Raw genomic sequence first — 16313 nt, 5'->3', positions numbered from 1 at the left:
TTTAATATAACACATTCGCCTACTCGATTGCAAGTACTTTTTTTAATTTCTTTTTTCGAACCGAAGCTCGAAGCAGCACTTGCAGCTTTTGTCGATGTGTGCCGTTTTAGCGGCGAGAATTAATATACCATAGGCTGCAAACATAATGCAAGCTTTTTCTTTAAAAAAATAAAATAAGCTTCATTCTGACCAAATCGCCTTTCGTCAGAATGAAGCTTATCCTTTACTTTAAGAGTTAATCACTTCTTGAATAAATAGATTGCGCTCCATTGCCAAGTTGACAATGGTCCCTTGGACATTCACCATCGGCCGGGTCGGGTTGGAACGATCCGTAAATACAATCTCTCCGATTCGGCCATCGCTTAAACGAATAAGAATGCCGTTATGCAGCTGGGTCACTTTTGTAATAAACGTTTGAACGAATGCCGGATCAAGCTTTCCGAAGGACTCCTGGAACAGCTGATCCAGCACTAAGTATTTGGAGGTCTCCTTTTTGTAGAAACGCGGACTGGTCATCGCATGATATACGTCTGTAATCGCGATGATCTTCGCGTACGGATGGATTTTCTCCGTGGTCAGACCGAGAGGATACCCGCTTCCGTCCTCCCGCTCATGATGCTGCAGCGCAGAAAGCTTCACACCCTCGTTCAAAGAAGGTATGGGTTTAAGAATGTTATACCCTATCGTCGTATGCTTACGCATTTCTGTGCGCTCATCTACGGTCAATGCAGAGGGCTTGTACAGGATCGCTTCGTCCACCTTGGCATTGCCGATATCATGCAGCAGGCCGGCCAATGCTACAGGCGTCCAGTCCTTCTGAGGCAAGCCGTGCCATTTGGCCAGCGTAAACGATGTCAACGCAGTTAAAATCCCGGAATGGATCATATACTGGCTGACATTCAGATTTTTCGGAACAAAGGTAAGAATGTGGTATTGATCCGCCTGAGCCAGAAGCTTTTCCAATTGCGTGCGAATTTCGAGCACAGGCAGAGCTCCCCCTGCTGAAACGGTTCTAAACACATTGCTCATTAGCGCAAATAATTGATCGTATTCGCGATTAAAGCTGAGCCGCTCCTTGGTCTCTTCTTCTTTGGCCGCTTCTTCCAGCGTCTCTTTATCGTTTGGCTTCGGTTCCTTCGATTCAATCGAAACCGACGGGATTAAAAATGCTTGCAATATTTCTTTTTCCCGCTGGAATACCACTTTGCCCTTATAGAACAAAGTGCCTCCCAGCGGCGTAATCACATCTTCAATGAGTTTGTCGCCGGGATTCAATTGTATTACAGGTACCGTCGCCATTGTTCCCCCACCTTATCTGCCTAACTGTTTTATTCGGGTTTTATACTTCTTCGTCGCTTTCTTCCTCTTCAGCAGCCGATTCCTCGTTCTTTTGGATGCGGCTGAGTGTAGATACTTCATCATCATCACGAATGTTAATCAGCTTCACGCCCTGCGCGTAACGGCCCATCTCGGAAATTCCGTCCATGCTCGTCCGGATTAATGTCCCTAGAGCAGTAATGACCATTAAGTCTTCGTCATGCTTTACAACCTTCAGGCCTGCGACAGGACCGTTCTTCTCCGTCACATTGATGGTCTTAATGCCTTTTCCGCCGCGGGACTGGGTGCGGTACTCGCTCATCGGCGTGCGCTTGCCGTAGCCCTTGGAAGTAACGATCAGCACGTGATCATTCTCGTCTGCGACATCGGCATCGATGACCGCATCGTCATCAGCAATGCTGATGCCTTTGACCCCGGTTGCCGAACGTCCCATTGGACGAACATCCTGCTCCGGAAAACGGATCGAAATGCCCTGCTTGGTCCCCATAATAATCTCGCGGGAGCCGTCCGTCAGCTTCACCGCAATTAAATCGTCATCCTCACGTAAAGAAATCGCAATCAGACCGCCTTTGCGAATGTTGATATAGTCATCCAGCGGTGTTTTCTTCACGATCCCGTTACGGGTAGCGAAAAATAAATACTGATCCCCGTCGAAATTCTCGACCGGAATAACGGCATTAATCGTTTCACCTTGCTCGATTTGAATCAGATTGATAATCGGCGTACCACGGGCGGTACGGCTCAAATCCGGAATCTCATACGCCTTCAGCCGGTACACTTTCCCTTTGTTCGTAAAGAACATCAAATAATGATGAGAGTGTGTGACGAACAGGTGTTCCACGAAATCATTTTCCTTCGTATCCATCCCCATGACGCCGCGTCCGCCGCGGCGCTGGCTCCGGTACGTGGACACCGGAAGCCGCTTAATATAACCGGTGTGCGTTATCGTAATAATGACATCCTCACGCGGAATCAGGTCCTCGTCAATGATTTCCTCTTCCCCGATCGTAATTTCAGAACGGCGTTCATCTCCGAAGCGCTCTTTCACCTCATCCAGCTCTTCGCTGATAATAGCCAAAATACGCTGCTCATCAGCCAAAATCGCCTTATAATCCGCAATTCGGATCATCAGCTCATTGTATTCGTTCTCGATTTTCTCGCGTTCCAGGCCTGTTAGTCGCTGCAGACGCATATCCAAAATCGCCTGGGCCTGCTCCAGAGTCAGTCCAAAGCGCTCCATCAGGCCGTCACGGGCTTGCTCTGCGGTTTGGGAGGAACGAATCAAAGCGATGACCTCGTCCAGGTGATCCAGCGCGATGCGGAGTCCTTCCAGAATGTGCGCCCGGGCTTCCGCTTTCTTGAGATCATACTCTGTCCGGCGGCGGATGACTTCCTGCTGGTGCTTCAGGTAGTTGTAAAGCATGTCCCGCAGGTTCAGCACCTTCGGCTCGTTGTTCACGAGAGCCAGCATAATAATCCCGAAATTGGACTGCATGGCTGTATGCTTATACAAGTTATTCAGCACCACGGAGGGCGTCACATCACGGCGCAGCTCAATCACAACCCGCATGCCGTTACGATCCGACTCATCCCGCAGATCGGTAATACCTTCAATCACTTTATCGCGAACCAGCTCGGCGATTTTCTCAACCAGCTTGGCCTTGTTTACTTTGTAAGGCAGCTCATGGACAATGATCCGCGCCTTGTTGTTATTCTCTTCAATGATTGCACGGGCCCGCATGGTTACGGTTCCGCGGCCGGTGGTATAAGCGGACTTGATGCCTTCGCGGCCCATCAGGAGCGCTCCTGTCGGAAAATCAGGGCCCTTGATGACCTGCATCAGCTCTATCGAGGTTACATCCGGATTCTCGATCATCATTTGGACTCCGTCAATGACCTCGTTCAGGTTATGCGGAGGGATACTGGTGGCCATACCGACAGCAATCCCGTAGGATCCGTTCACGAGCAGGTTCGGATAGCGAGCGGGAAGAACCTCAGGCTCAATCTCCTCCCCGTCGTAGTTAGGGCGGAAATTAATCGTTTCTTTGTTGATATCCCGCAGCAGCTCCATCGAGATTTTGGACAGGCGCGCTTCGGTATAACGCATCGCGGCCGCCATATCCCCGTCAATGGAGCCGAAGTTGCCGTGGCCGTCGACAAGCATATAACGGTGATTGAAATCCTGCGCCATGCCGACCATCGTCTCGTACACAGCGGAATCGCCGTGCGGATGGTATTTACCGATGACCTCGCCGACGATTCTCGCTGATTTCTTATACGGTTTATCCGGCGACATGCCGAGCTCCGACATCGCATACAAAATGCGGCGGTGCACCGGCTTCAAGCCGTCCCGCACGTCTGGCAGCGCCCGGCTGACGATAATACTCATTGCATAGTCCAAAAAGGACGTGCGCATTTCTGTGCCGATATCAATTTCCTTGATTTGCGAACGTACTTCATCAGCCATTGACTACATCTCCTAAATATCCAAGTTTTTGACGTATCTGGCGTGTTGTTGGATAAAATCCCGCCGAGGCTCGACATTATCGCCCATCAGCGTATCGAAGATGGCGTCAGCCACCATCGCATCCTCTACTGTGACCTGCAGCAGCGTGCGGCTTTCCGGGTCCATGGTGGTCTCCCACAGCTGCCCGGCATTCATCTCGCCAAGCCCTTTATACCGCTGCACATTGATCTTGGCGCCTTCCCCAAACTCCTGGATGATCTCATCCCGCTGCTTCTCGTTATAGGCATAGCGGACGGTCTTGTTCCGCTCGACTTTAAATAGCGGCGGCTGGGCAATATACACATACCCGGTTTCAATAATTTTGCGCATGTATCTGAAAAAGAACGTCAGCAGCAGCGTCCGGATATGGGCGCCGTCTACGTCTGCATCGGTCATAATTACAATTTTGTGGTAACGTGCCTTCGCAATGTCAAAGTCGTCGCCGATGCCGGTGCCCAGCGCTGTAATAATGGCACGGATCTCGGCATTGGACAAAATTTTGTCCAGACGCGATTTCTCGACGTTCAAAATTTTACCCCGCAGAGGCAAAATAGCTTGGAAGTGGCGGTCACGGCCTTGCTTGGCCGAACCACCCGCCGAGTCACCTTCAACGATGAAAATCTCACTGATAGACGCATCGCGAGAGGAGCAGTCCGCCAGCTTGCCCGGCAAGGAGCTTACTTCCAGCGCGCTCTTGCGGCGCGTGAGCTCGCGCGCTTTACGGGCGGCTTCCCTTGCCCGGGCAGCTTGGAGCGATTTGTCGACAACCTTACGGGACACCGCCGGATTCTCCTCAAAGAACTCCTGCAGCTTCTCTGCAAATAGCGACTCCACGATACCGCGGACCTCGCTGTTTCCGAGCTTCGTCTTGGTCTGCCCTTCAAACTGCGGCTCCGGAATTTTGACCGAAATAATCGCGGCCAGGCCCTCGCGTACATCGTCCCCGGTCAGGTTGGAATCACTGTCCTTGATCGCGTTGATCTTCCGGGCATATTCGTTCAAAATACGCGTGAGCGCGCTCTTGAAGCCGGACTCATGCGTTCCGCCTTCATGCGTGTTGATATTATTGGCGAAGGAATAGATGTTCTCCGTATAGCTGTCATTGTACTGAAGGGCAATCTCCACCTGAATGTGATCCCTTTTGCCCTCAATGTAAATCGGCTCATGGAGTACTTCCCGGGTGCGGTTCAAATATTGCACATACGAAATTACGCCGCCTTCATACATGAACGATTGTGATTGTCCGGTCCGCTCATCGGTCAGCGTAATCTCGATGCCCTTGTTCAGGAACGCCAGCTCCCGGATACGGCCCTGCAGCACCTCGTATTCATACTCCGTCGTCTCGGTGAAAATCTCCGCATCCGGCTTAAACGTAACCGTCGTCCCGGTTTCGTCGGTTTCGCCGATGACTCTCAAGTCATACTGCGGCACGCCACGTTGGAATTCCTGCTCGTGAATTTGGCCTTCACGCTTCACTTGCACCAATACCCGTTCAGACAGTGCGTTTACGACGGAAACACCGACACCATGCAGACCGCCCGATACCTTGTATCCTTCTCCGCCGAATTTCCCGCCTGCGTGCAAAATGGTCAGCACCACTTCCAGCGTAGATCGCTTCAGCTTCGGATGCTCGCCAACCGGAATCCCCCGGCCGTTGTCCACCACGGTAATGCTGTTGTCCTGATGCACGATTACATCGATACGCGAGCAAAAGCCGGCAAGGGCCTCGTCAATACTGTTATCGACGACCTCCCACACCAAGTGATGCAGCCCTTTGCCGCTGGTCGAACCTATATACATCCCTGGGCGCTTGCGCACCGCTTCTAAGCCTTCAAGCACCTGAATCTGACTCTCGTCGTAAGTATGCTGATTGACTGACATGCTCTTCCACCCACTTTACGGAATTGACAAACAACTGCCCGGGCTAATGAACGATGAGCTGATTCGCCCGTTTTTTCAATGTGGTTGACGATATTGGAGAATAGTACACTTTACTTTTGGTCACAACGAGCGACTTGCTTTCTTCCTCACCGATAATCTCAATCCGTTTATCCTTTTTGGCGTACTGGACAAATTGCTTGGAAATTTTCGATGATTTCTCGATGCTTAAATCAAAAATCGCGACAAGCTCCATCGCACGAATAATTTTTTCCCCGCCTAAATGAATGAACATAGCCGGCCCGTCCCCCTTAAAGCGTGGTCACTTTCTCAATCGTTCCCCCGAACACATGAAACACGGTCGCTTCGTCAAGCTGCTGATGCCTGACTCCTTCTAAGCCGGTTGTGGTAATGAAGGTCTGGACCTTATTTTGAAACGTTGCGATAAGCTGGGTCTGCCGGGATTGGTCCAGCTCCGATAACACGTCATCCAACAGCAAAAGCGGATATTCGCCGATTTCCTGATGAATCAGCTCAATCTCCGCCAGCTTGACCGACAAGGCCGTTGTCCGCTGCTGACCCTGTGATCCGTACGTCTGAACATCTTTTCCGTTAATCGCAAACAACACGTCGTCCCGGTGCGGCCCGGCAAGCGTCTGCCCGCGCCGGATTTCCTGTTCTCTCATCTGTGATAACTTTATCATAAATTGGTTAAATAAAACAGATTGTTCCCCGTTTTCGTCAAATTCGAACGAAGGCTTATAGGCCAAACGGAGCTGCTCGGCCCCGTTTGTGATGCCGCTGTGGATATGCTCCGCCCACGTTTGCAGCTTTTTTATAAAGCTTTGACGTTTTTGCATGATTTTAGTACCAAACTGTGCCAATTGTTCATCCCATACATCCAGCATGGCAGCAATTCCGGCTGCCGTCGCCCCCGGCTGCTTGAGTAAATTGTTACGCTGCTGGAGCGCCCGCTGGTACTGGGACAAATCATACAGGTAACCCGGATATACCTGACCGATCTCCATATCCAGGAACCGGCGCCGCACGCCGGGCGCTCCTTTGACCAAATCCAAATCCTCCGGCGCAAACATTACCACGTTCAGCGATCCGATAAAGCCGCTTAATTTCCGCTGCTCCAGTCCATTGACCTTCGCCTTTTTCCCTTTGTGGGTCAGCAGCAAATCGAGCTTGCAGGGCCCGTATTTCTTATCCACAACCGCATGCAGCTGCGCGGCTTCCTGATTCCACTGGATTAGTTCCTTCTCCTGGGAAGTACGGTGCGACTTGGTTAAAGCCATCACAAAAATGGCTTCCAGCAAATTGGTCTTCCCCTGCGCATTCGGTCCGACCAGTAAGTTGACATACCGCTCCGTCTCCAGGTGATACGAGTCGTAGTTGCGGTAATGACTGAGGCTCAGCTGTTGTAAAAACAAAGACAGCCCCCCCGCTTAACCAATCTCGAACGTGTCAAAGCCGTCTATCCAAATCTTGTCGCCCCGGTACAGCTTGCGTCCCCGCCGCTGCTCAGGCTCGCCGTTGACGGTGATGCGCGTTTCTTCAAGAAACGGCTTGGCCTGACCGCCTGTGCTGATGCAATCGGACAGCTTCAAGAATTGTCCGAGGGTAATGTATTCATCACGAATTTGAATGGTTGTCATAAGAATCACGTTCCTTCTCAGCCTGTCGTCCGGTACGGCAAAATCAGCTGCAGCAATCCCGAGTAATCCACAGGCTTAATGATGATTGGCTGCATCGCGCCTGTGAACCCAATATGAATTCGTTCGCTGTCCATCGCTTTCAGTGCGTCGAGCATGTATTTCGAGTTGAACGAAATTTTGAGGAGCTGGCCTTCCAGTTTATCCGTTGGGATCGTTTCCGTCAATTTCCCGAGCTCTGTTGAGCTTGACGAAATCTCCAGCGTTTTATCTTCGTTCATAATCATTTTAACGATATTCGTTTTGTCTTCCCGCGACAGCAGGTACGCCCGGTCGATCGCATCGGCAAGCGCCTTGGTCTCTACAACGATCTCGGTTTGGAAGCTCGCTGGAATCAGCTTGCTTGTGTCCGGATAAGCACCGTCTAGAATACGGGAGTAAAACAGGATATGGCCGATCTTGGCCAAAATCTGATTCTCTTCCACGACGATTTCAATCAAGGTGTTCTGATCGGGCAGCAGCTTGCTTAACTCATTCAGAGTCCGTCCGGAAATAACGATGTTGTGGAATTGCGGACGAGGATCGAGCTCGATGTTAGCCTCGCGAGTTGCCAAACGGTGCCGGTCACAGCCGGTAAATTTCAATCCGTTCTGCGTTAAGCTCCATAACACACCGGTCAAAATCGGCGTACTCTCGTTTGTAGATACCGCAAATGATGTTTGACGAATCATTATTTTAAGCAAATCGCTGTAAATGCGAATCATCTGGTTTTCATCCAGTTCCGGCAGCAGCGGATATTCTTCCGGGTCCATCCCCATAATTTGAATTTCAGAGGAGCCTGAACGAATCGTCGTTTGATGATTTTCTTTAAGCTCGATTTCAACTTCGTCAGAAGGAAGCTTCTTTACAATTTCAGAAAAAAATCGGGCCGGCAGCACGATGCTTCCTGGACGAATCACCTCGACGACACTTTGTCCATCTTTTTCCGGCTCCAAAAAGCTTTGAATGGATATATCCGTATCGCTTCCGGTCAAAATCAGGCCATGCGAGCCTGCATCCAGTTTAATTCCGCTTAAAATCGGAATCGTCGTTTTGCTGGTTACGGCTTTGAGCGCATGCTGAATGGATTCATTTAACTGGGATTTGGAAATACGTATGTTCATGATTTCACTCCTGGATATTCGGAATAGTGCTGACTTGTCCCGATCTTCTTCTGTTTATAAAAAAATAAGATCGTAGTAGTAGGGCGCCTGAATATGTGGATAACCGCTATGGGCACTGAAAAAGCAAGCCTATCCACATGTGTATAAGTTGTGCATAGGCTGGGACGTTTTATTGTGAAAAGTTATTCACAGCTTCAATTTTTCTTTGATGTTATTGATGACCTGGTACAGCTCCTGATCCTTCTGGAGCGTTTGCGATATTTTCTCATGGGCGTGAATGACCGTTGTATGGTCCCGACCGCCGAACGCCTCGCCGATTTTGGGCAAGGAATGGTCCGTCAGCTCTCTGGACAAGTACATGGCCACCTGCCGCGGGAAGGCAACGGCCTTTGTGCGTTTGCGTGCTTTGAAATCTTCGATTTTCAGGCCGTAATATTCTCCGACCTTGGCCTGGATATCGTGAATTGTAATCGCTTTGGGCCGCCCCGATGGAATAATATCCTTGAGCGCTTCGGCCGCCAGGTGTGTCGTCACATCCTGATTGGTTAAGGAAGAATACGCAACAACACGAATGAGCGCTCCTTCCAGCTCGCGGATGTTGGAATCAATTTGATTTGCAATGTAGCCCATCGCTTCGTTGGGAATGTCCAGGTTCTCGGCCTTGGCTTTTTTGCGCAAAATCGCGATCCGCGTCTCCAGGTCCGGCGGCTGGATGTCAGTGATGAGCCCCCATTCGAACCGGGAGCGCAGGCGTTCCTCAAGCGTCGGAATTTCTTTGGGCGGACGATCGCTGGAAATAATTATTTGCTTTTGTTCCTCGTGCAGGGCATTGAACGTATGGAAAAACTCTTCCTGGGTTTGCTCTTTGCCAGCCAAAAACTGAATATCGTCGATCAGCAGCACATCGATATTGCGGTATTTGTTCCGGAACGATTCCCCGCGGTTGACCATGATGGCATTAATGAATTCATTCGTAAATTTCTCGGACGAGATGTACATTACACGCGCCCTGGGGTTATGCTCCAGCACATAATGCCCGATCGCATGCATCAAGTGCGTTTTGCCGAGTCCGACGCCTCCATACAAAAAAAGCGGATTGTATGCTTTGGCGGGAGCTTCGGCTACAGCCAGTGAGGCCGCATGGGCAAACCGGTTGCCGCTGCCGATGACGAACGTCTCGAAGGTATATTTCGGATTCATCATATTCGAGGAGAAATGCTCATCATGGGCCGGCTGCTGCTCCGAAACAGCCTGCACCGGCACCACCGGCTTCACAGCAATATTTAACGATTCTTCCAAAACGAACTGAACTTCCACCTGCCGGCCTGTATATTCGAGCACAGCGCTGCTAATCATTTTAGAATAGCGGTTCTCCAGCCACTCCTTGGTGAAGTTATTCGGTGTACAGATGACAAGCGATGATTCATTAAAAACAGCGGCTTTTGTTGATTTGAGCCATGTATCAAAACTTGGCTTACTGACTTTCGTTTGAATGATAGATAGCACTTGCTGCCAAAGTTCCTGAACATGGCTTTCCACAAACGTTCACTCCTTAATTAGCATACCCAAACACGGGCAAGGCGCCGGGAAGTTGTCGGGTTTTCGGAAGGATGTCGAATAATATCCACAATATGAAGGAATATAAATTCCTTTTTATGCATAGGCGAGGGGAATTGTTCACAATGTTATCCACAGGTTGTGAATAAACATGAGGGTTTTTAATAATATCCACAAGAGAAAACAACACTATGATATCAGAGATCCCCTTGTTTTTCAATGAAAGTGACGAGATTGTGCACAATTTCAAGCTCTTGTGTATAACGTTAATCCACAGTACTACATATTGTTTATAAATTGTTTAAAAATCGACAGCGTTCGAATGTTTCGGGCAAAATCATCCACATGTGGACAATGAACATTGCGGGATATATGAGCTGCTTCAATATTCATTGACTTTTTTCCATAGGCATGGTTTAATTAGAGCTAGTGTTTTTAAATTCGAACGTAATTCCTTGAGGGGGTGTCATAGATGAAACCGACATTCAATCCGAACACTAGAAAACGGAAAAAAGTTCACGGCTTCCGCCAACGGATGAGCACGAAAAACGGCCGTAAAGTGCTGCGGGCTCGTCGTCTTAAAGGCAGAAAAGTACTGAGCGCTTAATTTTTAAGACCACGCCTGCGTGGTCTTTTTTTCTATATTCAAGTTGAAAATGGACTGATTTTTGCCAGAAGCAATGTTTTATTTCGCCGTTTGTGTGCAACAATGGGTAATGTTAATGATGAAATGATGGGGAATGCCGCCATGCAAAAGCGTTTGCGATTAGCCAGAAGAGAAGATTTCAATAAGGTATACCGGTTCGGAAAATCGATGGCCAACCACCAGTTTGTGCTGTATCAAAAAACGCAGCCGGCCGTGAGCCAGTTCCGGATGGGGATATCGGTCAGCAAAAAAGTCGGCAACGCCGTTGTGCGCAACCGTATCCGGCGGGTTGTGAAGGAAATCGTACGGCTGCGGGCGGAGGAGATCGCGCCCCGGGTCGATTTTGTTCTCATCGCCCGAAAACCGGTAGCGACCATGGGGTATGCCGAGATTGAAAAAAGCCTGCTTCATTTGCTCCGTAAATCCGGGATGCTGGTAAAGCATAAAAATCGGTAACGGGGTTGGTTTTAGTTTCTTCTTGTCCAATAATATGGTATAGTTTTAAACTGAATAACACGTAATGTGTATGAGTTAATGGCAACCTTTTCACATGTGAATAAAATTGCCATTGTTCTCGGATTTTGTGGTCAACTGCCTAGGAGGAACCATTTTGAAACGTCGTGTACTTATTGCACTATTATTTGTCGCTGTTGTCGCTGTCCTGTCCGGTTGCGGCGCGATGGACCCGGCGTCAAATCCAATCGATCCGACGAACAGCTGGATTGATCGTTATTTTGTAAACCCGATGTCGTTTCTGCTGGATTGGTTTGCAGTGCAGTTCGGGAATTCGTACGGCCTCTCGCTTGCTGCCGTAACGCTTTTGGTCCGTCTTGTTATTTTGCCGCTGACACTCAAGCAGTATAAGAGCTCCAAAGCGATGCAGAGTCTGCAGCCGGAGCTGAAGAAGCTCAAGGATAAATATAAGGATGACCCGAAAAAGCAGCAGGAAGAAACCATGAAGCTGTTTCAGCAAAACAATGTGAATCCGATGGCGGGCTGTTTCCCGGTGCTTGTTCAGATGCCGGTGCTGATTGCGCTTTATAATGCGATTATGCGCAACCCGAATATTCGTGAGCATTCATTTTTGTGGCTGGAGCTCGGCAAAGCGGATCCGTTTTTCATTTTGCCGATCCTGGCGGCTATCACCACATTCCTGCAGCAAAAAATGATGTCCTCGCAAATGAACGCGCAGATGCAAATGATGCTGTTTATTTTCCCGGTGCTGATTTTTGTCATGTCGCTTCAATTTGCATCGGCATTATCGCTCTATTGGGTATACGGAAACTTGTTTACGATTATTCAAAGCTACTTTATTTATGTCCGCCCTCAAAGCAAGGAAAAACTCGAAATTGCAGCTCCTGCGCCAAAGAAAAAGAAATAATACGGCCGGTTACGCTTCAATATGGATGTTCGACCTCAAAGTAAGGGAGAGCAGAGTCGATGAAAAAAATCGTAGCTGCGGGAAAAACAGTGGAAGATGCGATCCAGGCGGGACTGAATCAACTGCAGACAGTTCGCGAACGGGTCCATATTCAGGTGCTGGAGCAGCCCTCGAAGGGCTTGTTCGGTCTATTCGGCGTCAAGGATGCCAGGGTCGAATTGGAGCTTTTGCCGGATGCGCTGGAAGAAGCGGTTCAATTTTTGCAGGATGTATTTGAAGCTATGAATCTCGAGGTTACGATTGAACAAACGAAGGATTCGGAAGGAACCTTGTTTCAGCTGAGCGGGCCGGAGATGGGAATCGTCATTGGCCGCAGGGGACAGACTTTGGATTCCTTGCAGTACTTGACGAACATTGTGGCCAACCGGTATTCTGATAAATTTGTCCGGATTGGTCTTGATGCGGAGCAGTTCCGAAGTCGCCGCAAGCAGACCTTGGAGGAGCTGTCGGAACGGCTTGCCCGGCGGGTGATCAAGACCCGGAAGGAAGTTGTGCTGGAGCCGATGTCCTCCCAAGAACGTAAAATTATTCATTCCGCGCTTCAGAATCATGGACAAGTGAAAACATACAGCAAGGGCGAGGAACCGAACCGCAGAGTCGTAATCGCTGTAAAATAAACCGATAAGGCAATGACTTCACCAAGCTTGACCGAGTCATTGCTTTTTTTGCTAAAATCAGAACATTCATGCGAAGCAGAATTAAACGAAACGGCACTCTTCCGAACTGGAAAGAGGGGGCCGTTTCGTCTGGTGTTCACGGGAAAATAGCCTGGTGTTGGATAAACTAAGACAACGGGCGGTAATTCAAGCAGGCTTGGAGTGTATGCAGGTGATAATGACAACAACAGATACAATTACAGCGATCGCGACCCCCGTCGGGGAGGGCGGGATTGCAGTCATCCGGCTTAGTGGCCCGGAGGCGATTCAGACGGCCGACCTTGTGTTTGGAACAAAAAGAGGGAAGCTTGTTTCGGCAGCGACACATACCGTGCATTATGGTCATATCGTAAACCCCCGGACCGGAGAAACCTTGGACGAGGTACTGGTGACGATTATGCGGGGACCGCGATCTTTTACGAGGGAAGACGTAGTGGAGATAAGCTGTCATGGCGGGATTATTTCCGTCAAACGGGTGCTTGATTTGCTGCTTGAGCAGGGGATTCGGCTGGCCGAGCCGGGAGAGTTCACCAAACGGGCGTTCTTGAATGGAAGAATTGACCTGTCGCAGGCGGAAGCTGTTATCGACACGATTCGAGCCAAGTCGGATCGGGCGCACAAGCTTGCGATGAAGCAGGTGGAAGGCGGCCTTTCCAAACAAATCGAGGCGCTGCAGCAAAAGCTGATTGAGCTGATGGCGCATATTGAGGTCAACATTGATTATCCGGAGCACGATGTGGAGGAAATGACGTATGCATTTATCCGCCGCGAGTGTGAGGAAACGATGGTCGGCATTACAGAGCTGCTGCGTACCGCCAATCAGGGGAAGGTTCTTCGTGAAGGCATTACGACGGCGATTATCGGTAAGCCCAATGTAGGCAAATCGTCGCTGTTAAATGCGTTGGCCCGGGAAAATAAAGCGATCGTTACGGATATCGCCGGAACGACTCGAGATGTAATTGAAGAATTCGTCAGCATAAACGGCATTCCGCTTCGGCTGCTGGATACGGCGGGCATGAGGGAAACGACGGATGTGGTAGAGAAAATCGGCGTTGAACGTTCGAGGGATGCGCTTGCGCAGGCAGATTTGCTTTTGCTTGTGCTCAATAACAATGAACCGACCCAGCCGGACGAATATGAACTGATGGAGCACGTGAAGGATCGGCAAACGATCGTGATTGTAAATAAAATGGATTTGCCTTCGAAATTCGATATGCAGGCGCTTCATTCGACATTTTCCGAGGATCGGGTTGTAAAGATGTCGGTCATTGAGGGGGAAGGGCTGCAGGAGCTGGAACGGGCGATTACGGACTTGTTCTTTGAAGGAAATCTGGAGGGGCAGGATTTGACGTATGTCAGTAATGCCCGGCATATTCATCTGCTCAAGCAAGGGCTTGCTTCGCTGGCGGAAGCCGTTCAGGCGGTAGAAGAGCTGATTCCGATTGATATGATTCAAATTGATGTGCGGAACGCGTGGGAGAGTCTGGGCGAAATTATCGGCAATGCCGCGCCGGATGCGTTGATTGATCAAATCTTTTCACAATTTTGCTTAGGTAAATAAGGAGGGAATTCAGATGGCTTATGATGCAGGCCGTTATGATGTGATTGTCATTGGGGCCGGCCATGCCGGCTGTGAAGCAGCGCTGGCTGCAGCACGAATGGGCTGCGAGACGCTTCTGCTGACCATTAATTTGGACATGGTAGCGTTCATGCCCTGCAACCCGTCGGTGGGCGGACCAGCGAAAGGGCATGTCGTTCGTGAAATTGATGCGCTTGGCGGTGAAATGGGGCGTAATATTGATAAAACCTACATCCAAATGCGGATGCTGAATACCGGGAAGGGTCCCGCGGTTCATGCGCTTCGGGCTCAAGCCGACAAGGTACTGTATCAAAATGAAATGAAAGCGACCATTGAAAAACAGCCGAAGCTGACCTTGCGGCAGGGAATGGTTGAAGAGCTGATGATTGAGGATGGGGTCTGCAAAGGTGTTGTCACCAAAACAGGCGCAACGTACCGGAGTACCACCGTTGTCCTTACAACCGGGACGTACCTTCGCGGGAAAATTATTATGGGTGAGCTGATGTATGAGAGCGGACCGAACAATCAGCAGCCGTCGGTGGCGCTGTCCCACAGCTTACGGAATGCGGGACTGGATCTTGTCCGGTTCAAAACCGGGACTCCGCCGCGTGTGCACAAGGATACGATTGATTTTGATAAAACGGAAATTCAACCTGGCGATGAGCAGCCGAAATTCTTTTCTTTTGACACGACAGCAAGTGACATTGAACAAATTCCGTGCTGGCTCACATACACCTCGGGCGAAACGCATGAGATTATTAATGCCAATCTGCACCGGGCTCCGATGTTTTCCGGTCTAATTGAAGGTACGGGGCCACGTTACTGCCCTTCGATAGAGGATAAAATTGTTCGATTCAGCGACAAGCCGAAGCATCAGATTTTCCTTGAGCCGGAAGGCCGCAACACTTCGGAATATTATGTCCAAGGCTTATCCACGAGTATGCCGGAGGATGTGCAGCTGCAAATTTTGCGCTCGATTCCAGGCTTGGAACGGGTGGAGATGATGAGAACGGGCTACGCCATTGAATACGATGCCGTGGTGCCGACGCAGCTGTGGCCTTCGCTTGAAACCAAGGTGGTCCAAAATTTGTTTACCGCAGGACAAATTAACGGTACGTCAGGCTATGAGGAAGCGGCCGGTCAAGGGATTATGGCAGGCATTAACGCAGCCCGCAAGGTGCAGGGACGTGAGGCGGTCATTATCGATCGTTCCCAAGGGTATATCGGCGTGCTTATCGATGATTTGGTTACAAAAGGGACTCTGGAGCCTTACCGGTTGTTGACCTCGCGCGCCGAGTACCGGCTGCTGCTGCGTCATGATAATGCCGATATGCGCTTAACTCCGCTGGGGTATGAAATTGGCCTGCTTACACAGGAGCGCTACGACCGCTTTCTGCATAAAAAACAAATGGTAGAACAGGAGCTGGAGCGCCTGAAAACGACCAAGGTGAAGCCAGCCGAAGACGTTCAGGCCGTGCTTGCCGAGGTAGGCTCCGTTCTGCTGAACAATACGGTCGATGTCTTGTCTCTGCTGCGCCGTCCGGAAGTGCTGTACTCTCATATTGAACGAATCTCCCCGTCTCCGCTGGAATTAACGGATGAGATGAAGGAGCAGGTTGAAATTCAAGTCAAGTATGCCGGCTATATCGAGAAGCAGCTCATTCATGTCGAGCGACTTAGCAAAATGGAGAAAAAACGGATTCCTGAGGATATCGATTATATGCAGGTCCATGGCATAGCAACGGAAGCAAAGCAGAAGCTGAGCAAAATTCGTCCGGTTTCGATTGGCCAGGCATCCCGTATTTCCGGGGTAACTCCAGCGGACATATCTATTCTGTTAGTATATTTGGAACATTATAATCGCGTTGTGGCGAGCAGGAGTTCATAAATG

General features: G+C 49.8%; 14 protein-coding genes. 6 read left to right on the top strand and 8 right to left on the bottom strand.

Annotated features, from left to right (window positions below; genetic code table 11):
- Positions 1 to 228: 228 nt before the first annotated feature.
- The 8 genes from WBG83_RS20150 to dnaA all read right to left on the bottom strand — a co-directional run bounded on the left by WBG83_RS20150 (position 229) and on the right by dnaA (position 10082).
- Positions 229 to 1299: an HD-GYP domain-containing protein gene (locus tag WBG83_RS20150; protein WP_336747142.1), complete on the bottom strand. Its 1071-nt coding sequence runs from the start codon at positions 1297 to 1299 to the stop codon at positions 229 to 231.
- Between the two features lie 40 nt (positions 1300 to 1339).
- On the bottom strand, positions 1340 to 3805 hold the full coding sequence (gyrA, locus tag WBG83_RS20145; RefSeq protein WP_336747141.1) for a DNA gyrase subunit A: 2466 nt from the start codon (positions 3803 to 3805) through the stop codon (positions 1340 to 1342).
- A 12-nt stretch (positions 3806 to 3817) separates the two neighbouring features.
- On the bottom strand, positions 3818 to 5725 hold the full coding sequence (gene gyrB, locus WBG83_RS20140; RefSeq protein ID WP_336747140.1) for a DNA topoisomerase (ATP-hydrolyzing) subunit B: 1908 nt from the start codon (positions 5723 to 5725) through the stop codon (positions 3818 to 3820).
- A 43-nt stretch (positions 5726 to 5768) separates the two neighbouring features.
- Positions 5769 to 6017: an extracellular matrix regulator RemB gene (gene remB / locus WBG83_RS20135; RefSeq protein WP_336747139.1), complete on the bottom strand. Its 249-nt coding sequence runs from the start codon at positions 6015 to 6017 to the stop codon at positions 5769 to 5771.
- A gap of 16 nt (positions 6018 to 6033) precedes the next feature.
- Entirely contained in the window at positions 6034 to 7158 is a 1125-nt protein-coding gene (gene recF, locus WBG83_RS20130; protein WP_336747138.1) for a DNA replication/repair protein RecF, read from the bottom strand.
- 15 nt (positions 7159 to 7173) lie between these two features.
- Complete coding sequence (yaaA, locus tag WBG83_RS20125; RefSeq protein ID WP_336747137.1) at positions 7174 to 7383, bottom strand: S4 domain-containing protein YaaA; 210 nt, start codon at positions 7381 to 7383, stop codon at positions 7174 to 7176.
- Between the two features lie 17 nt (positions 7384 to 7400).
- Positions 7401 to 8543, bottom strand: coding sequence for a DNA polymerase III subunit beta (dnaN, locus tag WBG83_RS20120; protein ID WP_336747136.1), 1143 nt, complete (start codon positions 8541 to 8543; stop codon positions 7401 to 7403).
- Between the two features lie 186 nt (positions 8544 to 8729).
- Positions 8730 to 10082 (bottom strand): chromosomal replication initiator protein DnaA, encoded by a 1353-nt coding sequence (gene dnaA / locus WBG83_RS20115; protein WP_336747135.1) that lies wholly within the window; start codon positions 10080 to 10082, stop codon positions 8730 to 8732.
- A 490-nt stretch (positions 10083 to 10572) separates the two neighbouring features.
- Between dnaA and rpmH the strand changes: the two genes are divergently transcribed.
- The 6 genes from rpmH (at position 10573) to mnmG (ending at position 16310) form a co-directional block, all read left to right on the top strand.
- Entirely contained in the window at positions 10573 to 10707 is a 135-nt protein-coding gene (gene rpmH, locus WBG83_RS20110; protein ID WP_336747134.1) for a 50S ribosomal protein L34, read from the top strand.
- A gap of 141 nt (positions 10708 to 10848) precedes the next feature.
- The gene (gene rnpA, locus WBG83_RS20105) at positions 10849 to 11202 is read left to right on the top strand and encodes a ribonuclease P protein component (protein WP_336747133.1); all 354 of its coding nucleotides are present in this window, start codon (positions 10849 to 10851) and stop codon (positions 11200 to 11202) included.
- 154 nt (positions 11203 to 11356) lie between these two features.
- The gene (yidC, locus tag WBG83_RS20100) at positions 11357 to 12127 is read left to right on the top strand and encodes a membrane protein insertase YidC (protein ID WP_336747132.1); all 771 of its coding nucleotides are present in this window, start codon (positions 11357 to 11359) and stop codon (positions 12125 to 12127) included.
- A 59-nt stretch (positions 12128 to 12186) separates the two neighbouring features.
- A complete protein-coding gene (gene jag, locus WBG83_RS20095; protein WP_336747131.1) occupies positions 12187 to 12804 on the top strand; it encodes an RNA-binding cell elongation regulator Jag/EloR in 618 nt (205 codons plus the stop codon).
- A 217-nt stretch (positions 12805 to 13021) separates the two neighbouring features.
- Positions 13022 to 14404 carry a tRNA uridine-5-carboxymethylaminomethyl(34) synthesis GTPase MnmE gene (mnmE, locus tag WBG83_RS20090; protein WP_336747146.1) on the top strand — a complete coding sequence of 461 codons (1383 nt, stop codon included), beginning with the start codon at positions 13022 to 13024 and terminating at the stop codon, positions 14402 to 14404.
- Positions 14405 to 14417: 13 nt separating this feature from the next.
- A complete protein-coding gene (gene mnmG / locus WBG83_RS20085; protein ID WP_336747130.1) occupies positions 14418 to 16310 on the top strand; it encodes a tRNA uridine-5-carboxymethylaminomethyl(34) synthesis enzyme MnmG in 1893 nt (630 codons plus the stop codon).
- Positions 16311 to 16313: the final 3 nt, after the last annotated feature.

Source organism: Paenibacillus sp. y28, assembly GCF_037137075.1.
Taxonomy (GTDB): domain Bacteria; phylum Bacillota; class Bacilli; order Paenibacillales; family NBRC-103111; genus JBBBNV01.
This window is presented reverse-complemented; position numbering and strand designations above follow the sequence as displayed.